Raw genomic sequence first — 9,271 nt, 5'->3', positions numbered from 1 at the left:
ATTTAACGTAGTGCTTTATTTAAATATTCGATTTATGAAATATTAAATCTGTACATTTTAAATTTAAATAATTTATTAAATCTGTGCAAATATTGCATAAGTAAATAGTTCTATATAAGGAAGAAAGAAAACGTTTGAGGAACATATTCAAATTGTCAACTACTGTTTAAAGAGCCAGAAAAATTATCAATTAGCAGCACAAGCCTATGATGTTTCGTATCAACAGGTATACCATTGGGTGAAGAAATTTGAAGCGACTGATGAAGAGGGATTACGTGATCATCGCGGTCGAACAAAAAATGAAGTTGAATTAACAGCCGAAGAAAAACTTAAGGTTAGAAATCAAACGAATCGAGCGTGAAAATGAGTGCTTACGTGCTGAAAATCTATTTTTAAAAAAGTTAGAGGAAATCGAAAGGAGGCGTCGCTAAGCCAAATTCGCTTACAACAACGCTATTTAGCAATTCAAGAATTACACCAAGAGGAGAAACTTTCGATTCTTTTATTATGTGAAATCGTGGGTGTTTCGCGCGCCGCTTACTATAAGTGGCTAAGTCGTAAGCCATCTAACAGAGAAGTTGAAAATGAAGCCATTTCAAAGGATATTGATCTCCTTTACCACCAAGTAGATGGCATTTACGGCTATTGTCGTATGACATTGACAATCAATCGTCAGCGAATAAAGAATAATCAAGCGACGGTTAACGAGAAGCGTATTTATCGTTTAATGCAGGTGAGTGGATTGAAGTCCGTTATTAGGCGAAAGAGAAAGCCTTATCGTAAATCTCCAGCGCATCAGTGGCGGAGAACGTATTAATCGGGCATTTACCTCGGAAAAGCCAAATGAAAAATGGTGTACAGATGTCACAGAGTTTAAGTATAGAAACGGGAAAAAACCTTATTTAAGTGCAATTATCGATTTATATGATGGTTCAATTATGAGTTATGTGTTAGGTCATTCGAATAATAATTCCCTTGTTTTCAAAACAATAAAATCAGCTATTCAATCATTACAATCAGGCGAGCAGCCATTAATACATAGTGATCGAGGTTTTCAATATACATCGAAGGGATTTAAACGAATTGTGGAAACAGCCAATATGACACAAAGTATGTCCCGTGTTGGTCGATGTATTGATAACGGACCAATTGAATCATTTTGGGGCACATTGAAGTGTGAGAAGTATTATTTGCATAAGTTCGATTCATATGAAGGGTTAAAACTAGCGATTGATGATTATATTCATTTTTATAATTACTATCGTTATCAGAAACGATTAAACGGCTTGAGTCCTTTAGAATTCAGGGCTCAAGCCGCTTAATACATTTTTTATTATTTCCACTGTCTACTTGACAGGGAGCAGTTCATTACTCTGGTGTCTTTTGTTATTTATTATTGATCAATAATATCTCAATCTTTCAATGTTCGTACATTTTCGTATTCATTAGCTTTAGTTTTATAACTTTGAGGGTGTTGCTTCCAAAATAATATTAGTATAGCCTGTTTTGATTGTAGAACAAATAATCTGAAAACAAATTGTTCGACACAGTTTTACCATCAACAATAACAGTTTGAGCTAAAGCCATTATATATTTTGAACCGCCACCTTCTTTAGCTAAAAGAGGTTTAAATTCTTCACTTGTAACCTTTGATAATAATGCAATCTGTCCAAAGCTGTGCCTCCATTTACAACTAACAATTCATCTTTTGCAGTTGAATGTAAGTCATAAATTGAAGTAATATCATTATCTACTCAAAAATACCCTGGTTTGTACTCAAAATTACTTATGTCGGGTTTTCCTTCAAGATCGTTTGTAATTCCACTGATTTGTCAGCTACAACAGTAAAGCCTATAACGCCTAAACTCCTTTGTTTTATATAAATCAATAATAACAAAGGTTTGGAATTATTTATAAACTATTCTAATTATTGTTATAACTATTGAGAAAGGTGAAGTTTCATCTATTATAAAGGATTAGTAAAAATTATTTGTATGGACAGGAAATGTGACGTTTTAGTTTTGTAACAATTACTTTTTGCTTATTAATGATAAAACATAAAAATAATTGTATAATTCATTTGTGAGGAAGGAGCGTCCGTTTAGTGAGTGAAGAAATGAGAACAGGTAAGAGTGTTTTTGAATTAGAGCAAGAACAACTAAAAACATTACCGAAAAATAAAAATAAAGAATCAGAAAAAGATTATTCAACATATTTTCAAGGGCCATCAATGATTGATGGAAAAAAACGTAAAACAGTAGCTGAACATATTCAATATGCTTTAGAAAACGGTTTCCGTGGAATAGGCGAGGGAAAAAGTTATCATATCATGACTTATGGCTGCCAAATGAATGAGCATGACACAGAAGTAATGGCCGGGATTTTTATGCAGCTAGGCTACACACCAACAGAGGTGATTGAAGAGGCTGACGTTGTCTTGCTAAATACATGTGCTATTCGTGAAAATGCAGAAAACAAAGTATTTGGAGAACTTGGTTTCCTGCTGAAATATAAACGAAAAAACCCTGAGATGCTAATAGGGGTTTGTGGCTGTATGTCGCAAGAGGAATCTGTGGTAAATAAAATTTTAAGAAGCTACCCACATGTTGATATGGTGTTTGGTACACACAATATTCACCGTCTGCCAAACATTTTAAAAGAAGCCTACATGTCAAAAGAAATGGTCATAGAGGTTTGGTCTAAAGAAGGCGATGTCATTGAAAATCTGCCGAAGAAACGTCTTGGCTCCATTAAGGCTTGGGTTAATATTATGTATGGTTGCGATAAATTCTGTACGTATTGTATCGTTCCATATACACGTGGTAAAGAGCGCAGTCGCCGACCAGAGGAAATCATTGCTGAAGTTCGTGAGCTAGCGGCAGCGGGCTACAAAGAAATTATGTTATTGGGACAAAATGTCAACGCTTACGGTAAAGATTTTGAGGATATTGATTATCGTCTTGGCGATTTAATGGATGAATTAAGAAAGATCGATATTCCGCGGATTCGATTTACAACGAGTCATCCACGTGACTTTGATGATCATTTAATCGAAGTTCTTGCAAAGCGTGGCAACTTAGTGGAGCATATCCATTTACCAGTACAATCGGGCTCGAATGACGTGCTAAAAATTATGGCGCGTAAATACACACGCGAGCATTTCCTTGGTTTAGTGGATAGAATTAAAGCGGCAATACCTGAAGTAACATTAACAACAGATATTATCGTTGGCTATCCGAATGAAACAGAGGAACAGTTTGAGGAAACATTGTCCTTATACCGTGAAGTTGGCTTTGACGCAGCCTTTACGTATATTTATTCGCCGCGTGAAGGTACACCAGCTGCAAAAATGATTGACAATGTACCTGAAGAGGTGAAAAAAGAGCGTCTTCAACGTTTAAATGAAGTGGTGAGTGAATACTCTCGCAAAGCATTAGAGCGTTTAAATGGTCAGGTTGTCGAAGTATTAGTTGAAGGCACAAGTAAACGACGCGACGATGTGTTAGCGGGCTATACGAGGAAAAATCGTTTAGTTAACTTCAAAGCACCAGCAGAAGTAATTGGTCAATTAGTGAAAGTAAAAATAACAGAGACTACATCCTATTCACTTACTGGTGAATTTGTGGAAGTCGTAAAAAATGAAAAGGTGGAAGCATAAATGACACAAGTCTTATATACAAAAGAAGATTTAATTAAAAAATCACATGAAATTGCACATATGATTGCAAATACGCCAGAGGTTGAATTTTTCAAAAAAGCAGAAGCGCAAATTAACGAAAATCAACAAGTACGTGAACGTATTGCAAGCTTAAAAAGCTTACAAAAACAAGCGGTTAATTTCCAACACCTAGGGAAAGAAAAAGCATTAAAAATGATTGAAGATAAAATTGCTAAAATCGAGGAAGAAATTAATGCCATCCCAGTTGTGCAACAATTTAAAGAATCACAAGGCGATGTGAATGATTTATTGCAACTTGTTTCAAATACGATCGCAAATAATGTTACAAATGAAATTATTCGCTCAACTGGTGGCGATGTTCTTCGTGGTGAAACGGGTTCATACGTAGAAAATACTCAACCAGGTAGCTGCTCTTAACAGATTATAGAAATCAAAGCTCGAATGCTGTCATTCGAGCTTTTTTTACGTCTTCTTCTATTGAAGCATTCAGCTGCTATAATAGACCTCTCATCGAAAAGTTTTAAATGATCCATTTCATTCTCTAAAAATATATGTTCACCCAATGGGCGCTACCTGCATATGATGGAGTGAAAAGAGTCGAAGGAGGAATTGCGCTGAAACGTTTACGACAAATCGTGACGAAAGCAGTAGTTGCCAAAGGGAAGAAGAGAACGGAAGAACGTGTAACATTATCACCAACAAATAAACCGACAAGTATTTTAGGGTGCTGGGTAATCAATCACACTTGCTCTGCAAAAAGAGTCGGGAAATTTGTAGAAGTAACAGGGAAATTTGATGTCAATGTTTGGTATGCCTATAGTAATCATTCGAAAACAGCTGTGTTTTCTGAAACGATTCACTATAAAGACAAAGTGAAGCTTCACTATCGAGACGGTGAAATTAGCGTTGGTGATGATGTTCGTGTACGTGTGATACAAGAACCAAATTGTATTGAAGCGATTATCTCTCCATGTGGTACAAAGTTTGAAATTGTAGTGGAACGTGAAGTAGTTGTTGAGGTAATGGGTGAAACAACAATTTGTATTAGTGTCCATCCACTAGACTATGAAGAAGATTGGAGCCTTAATGATGAAAGTTCATCTTCATCCTCATCAAGCTCTAGTTCTAGCTCCTCTTCAAGTCCTGAAGGAGAAGGCAGGTATGTGTTAGAGTCTTCATCGTTTCCTGATGAACGACCAAGATAAGTCTAAAAAACATCATTTTTTGATACATGCGAAATGCTAGCATCTTAAAAAAGGTGAATAAAGCGTTTCGCATGTATCTTTTGTTATAATAAATATATCTATAAGGCAAGAGCGAGGTAAATAGTGATATGACAACATATACACCAATGATGCAACAGTATCTACAGGTAAAGGAAGATTACAAAGATGCCTTTTTATTTTTTAGATTAGGTGACTTTTATGAAATGTTTTTTGAGGACGCAATCAATGCCTCACAAATTTTAGAAATTACATTAACAAGCCGAGATGCAGGCGCAAAAGAGCGAATACCAATGTGCGGTGTGCCGCATCATTCGGCTAAAAATTATATTGAAACACTTGTGCAAAAAGGCTATAAAGTGGCTATTTGTGAACAAACAGAAGATCCAAAGCAAGCAAAAGGTGTGGTCAAACGTGAAGTTGTTCAGCTTATCACACCAGGAACAATTATGGAAGGAAAGGCTCTTGATGGTAAATCTAATCATTTTATTGGAGCGGCAGAGCAATTAGATGACACAACATTTGGCTATGCTTATTTAGATTTATCCACAGGTGAAGCCGTAGCGTCTTCTATTGAAGGCGATGGAAAAGCCTTATTAATGCAAATGCAGGCTTACGGAATTCGAGAACTGATTGTCACGGATAGTTTGCAGCTATTATTAACAGAGCATGCCGTCAATGCTGGGATCGTACTTTCAATTGAAGTGAATGAAATGCCTATGGACAAAGCAGCAAGTTATCTAGAAGCTGTACCAAAACCGTTACAAATTGCATGTCTTCGATTGTTAGCTTATATTGACCAAACGCAAATGAGATCTTTATCACATATTCAGGCATTCACGTTTAATGAAATTAAAAATTATTTACGCATTGATTCTAGCTCAAAGCGCAATTTAGAGCTGATTCAATCGATTCGTGGTGGAGATCAAAAGGGTACACTCTTATGGCTTTTAGATGACACCGTGACAGCGATGGGTGGACGGAAATTAAAGCAATGGCTACACCAACCGCTTGCCACACGTTCAGCAATAGAGGCCAGACTAGCGATTGTTACGGATTTATTGGAAGAATATTTTGTACGAACAGAGCTTCAAGCATCCTTAAAACAAGTATATGATTTAGAGCGTTTGGCTGGTCGTGTTGCTTTTGGCAATGTGGGTGGACGAGATTTAGCCCAATTGCGTGATTCTTTACGCCAAGTGCCAACTATTCAACAGCAATTGGTGGGGTCAAATAAAGAAACATTACAGCAATTAGGTGCGGAACTTGATACATGCTCAGATGTCGAGGCATTATTAGCAAAAGCGATTACAGATAATCCCCCTATTACCATTAAAGAAGGGGATGTTATCCGTGACGGCTATAATGAACGCTTAGACGAACTTCGCTATGCCGCTCGTAATGGTAAGGATTGGATTGCCCAACTTGAACAAGAAGAGCGTGTGAAAACGGGTATTAAAAATTTAAAAATAGGCTATAATCGCATTTTTGGTTACTATATAGAAATTACAAAATCAAATATTCATTTAGCAGATTTAACACGCTATGAGCGAAAACAAACACTGGCGAATGCGGAACGCTATATTACACAGGAACTAAAAGAAAAAGAAGCATTGATTTTAAATGCTGAAGAAGAAAGCTTAACATTAGAGTACAACCTGTTTGTAGAAATTCGTGATGTATTAAAAACTTATATTCCGCGTGTCCAAGCACTAGCAGCAAACATTAGTGAATTGGATGTCTTATTAAGCTTTGCAAGCGTCTCAGAAAAATATCGATTTACGAAACCAGAATTTCATGGTGGACGTGCCCTTAAAATTATAGAAGGACGCCATCCTGTCGTTGAAAAAATGTTGAACAAGCAAATGTATGTACCAAACGATTGTGTGCTAGAAGAGCAGAATAATATGATGCTTATTACAGGGCCGAATATGTCTGGTAAAAGTACTTATATGCGTCAAGTAGCATTAATTGTTGTTATGGCTCAAATGGGCTGCTATGTACCTGCTGAAAAAGCGAAGCTACCAATTACTGATCAAATTTTTACTCGGATTGGGGCGGCTGATGATTTAGCGGCAGGACAATCTACATTTATGGTGGAGATGCTTGAATCGCAACATGCTATTATGCACGCAACAAAAAATAGCTTAATGCTATTTGATGAAATTGGACGTGGAACATCGACCTATGATGGTATGAGCTTGGCACAATCGATGATGGAATATATACATGACAAAATAGGAGCCAATACGTTATTTTCTACGCACTATCATGAATTGACAGCACTTGAAAAGGATTTACCACGCTTACAAAATGTGCATGTTTCAGCCACTGAAAAAAATGGTACGGTCGTTTTCCTGCATAAGGTGAAAAAAGGAGCGGCTGATAAATCCTATGGTATACATGTGGCACAGCTTGCTCAATTACCTGAGGAAATTTTAGCTAGAGCACGTGTATTACTTGAGAACTTTGAGGCAGGGAAAGAAGTAGTTGCCGAAACACAGGTGATAGCTGAACAACCAATACAGATGTCTTTATTTACAGAAGACGAACCGATTTCCCCAGCCGAGACAAAGGTGCTAAAGAAATTAGAAAAGGTAAATATTCTAGGTACTTCACCGATGCAGGCAATGAATATTTTATATGAGCTACAGCAAGAGCTAGTGAACGCTAAAAAATAAAGGAGTGATACGTTAGTGGGAAACATACAAATTATGGACGAATGGCTATCCAATAAAATCGCAGCAGGAGAGGTAGTAGAAAGGCCAGCTTCTGTTGTCAAAGAGCTAGTGGAAAATGCTATTGATGCTGGGAGTACGTCCATTGATGTTTTTTTACTAGAAGCAGGTCTCACTTCTATTCAAGTAATAGATAATGGTAGCGGTATGGATGAAGAGGATGCACTAATGTCATTCTCTCGTCATGCTACTAGTAAAATTCATCAGGAACATGATTTATTTCGTATTCGAACACTTGGCTTCCGTGGTGAGGCTTTAGCATCCATTGCCTCTGTTTCTAAAATGACATTGATTACATCAAATGGGGAATCTGGAACACATTTAGAACTTGAAGGTGGACATATCCTCACTCATAAACCAGGTCCGTTACGTAAAGGGACTGATTTAACAGTCTCCCAGCTATTCTTTAATACACCTGCCCGTTTAAAATATATGAAAACCATTCAAACCGAACTAGGGCATACAATAGACCTGATGAATCGCCTCGCACTTGGTAACCCACAAATAGCATTCAGATTATTGCATAATGGTCAACAACTACTGCAAACAAATGGCCGAGGAGATGTACAACAAGTGCTAGCAGCTATTTATGGAATACATAATGCGAAGAAAATGGTGTCATTCCAAGGCGAGTCACATGATTATCGAATTTCTGGCTTTGTATCCTTACCAGAGGTAACACGTGCTTCTAAAAATTATATGTCTCTATTTGTTAATGGTCGTTGGGTCAAGCATTATTTAGTACAAAAGGCCATTGTAGATGCTTACCATACGTATTTACCTATCGAGCGCTTCCCAATAGTTGTTCTATATATAGAGGGTGATCCTTACTTAACAGACGTGAATGTGCATCCTGCAAAACATCAAATTCGTTTAAGTAAAGAGGCTGAGCTTTTGAAGTTAATAGAGGAAACCATTCGTGAAACAATACGCAACATTATTCGAGTCCCACAAATGGAAAAGAAAGAAAAAATAGTTAAACCAGCTACTGAGCAATTAAACATTTGGAAGCCTGCTCCGAAGATTGATGTGGAGAAAATGAATGCCATCGTAGAAAAATTATATGATGTCCAAACCATTCAAGAAAATAATCTTGAACAGATAGTTGAGCCTAAGCCTATTTCTACGGTTAGAGAGGAAAGTTGGCAGCCTACACCACAAATAGAGGCTGAAACAATTGATGAAGTAACAATAGCCGTACAGTCGGAAATATTAGAAGAGATGCCTACGAAGGAACCCTTTCCTGAACTCGAAGTAGTGGGACAAATCCATGGCACATACATTGTCGCACAAATGGAGGATGGTTTTTATTTAATTGATCAGCATGCTGCTCAGGAACGTATTAAATATGAATTCTTCCGTGAAAAAGTCGGTCAAGTTAATCCTCATGAACGTCAGGCATTATTGTTACCACTAACATTCCATTATGCAGCCGATGAAGCACTGATCTTACGAGAACACAGGCATGAATTAGAAGCTGTAGGCGTATTTTTAGAGGAATTTGGACAGTCATCTTTTGTTGTACGTGAGCATCCGAGTTGGTTCCCACAAGGGGAGGAACAGGAAATCATTGAGGATTTAATTGAACAGGTGTTGACAACTAAAAAGGCTGATATCAAAAAACTACGTGA

At 37.2% G+C, this 9,271-nt stretch carries 5 protein-coding genes and 1 pseudogene; all 6 read left to right on the top strand.

Annotated features, from left to right (window positions below; all coding sequences use genetic code 11):
• Nucleotides 1-118: 118 nt before the first annotated feature.
• Nucleotides 119-1,322 (top strand): annotated as a pseudogene (locus C7B89_RS23370) (IS3 family transposase); the annotation flags it as partial.
• 782 nt (nt 1,323-2,104) lie between these two features.
• Entirely contained in the window at nt 2,105-3,658 is a 1,554-nt protein-coding gene (gene miaB / locus C7B89_RS22560) for a tRNA (N6-isopentenyl adenosine(37)-C2)-methylthiotransferase MiaB (protein WP_406601356.1), read from the top strand.
• Nucleotides 3,659-4,096, top strand: coding sequence for a YlbF/YmcA family competence regulator (locus C7B89_RS22555; protein WP_004225842.1), 438 nt, complete (start codon nt 3,659-3,661; stop codon nt 4,094-4,096). It abuts the gene before it with no gap.
• Nucleotides 4,097-4,230: 134 nt separating this feature from the next.
• Entirely contained in the window at nt 4,231-4,884 is a 654-nt protein-coding gene (gene cotE, locus C7B89_RS22550; protein ID WP_175400709.1) for an outer spore coat protein CotE, read from the top strand.
• 128 nt (nt 4,885-5,012) lie between these two features.
• Nucleotides 5,013-7,583 carry a DNA mismatch repair protein MutS gene (gene mutS, locus C7B89_RS22545; protein WP_115674644.1) on the top strand — a complete coding sequence of 857 codons (2,571 nt, stop codon included), beginning with the start codon at nt 5,013-5,015 and terminating at the stop codon, nt 7,581-7,583.
• A gap of 15 nt (nt 7,584-7,598) precedes the next feature.
• The coding region (mutL, locus tag C7B89_RS22540) for a DNA mismatch repair endonuclease MutL (RefSeq protein ID WP_115674643.1) at nt 7,599-9,271 on the top strand (1,673 nt) is incomplete at its 3' end.

It is taken from the genome of Lysinibacillus capsici, from assembly GCF_003367505.1.
GTDB lineage: Bacteria > Bacillota > Bacilli > Bacillales_A > Planococcaceae > Lysinibacillus > Lysinibacillus capsici.
The sequence above is the reverse complement of the archived record's forward strand: the minus strand, read 5'-3'. Positions and strand labels throughout refer to the sequence as shown.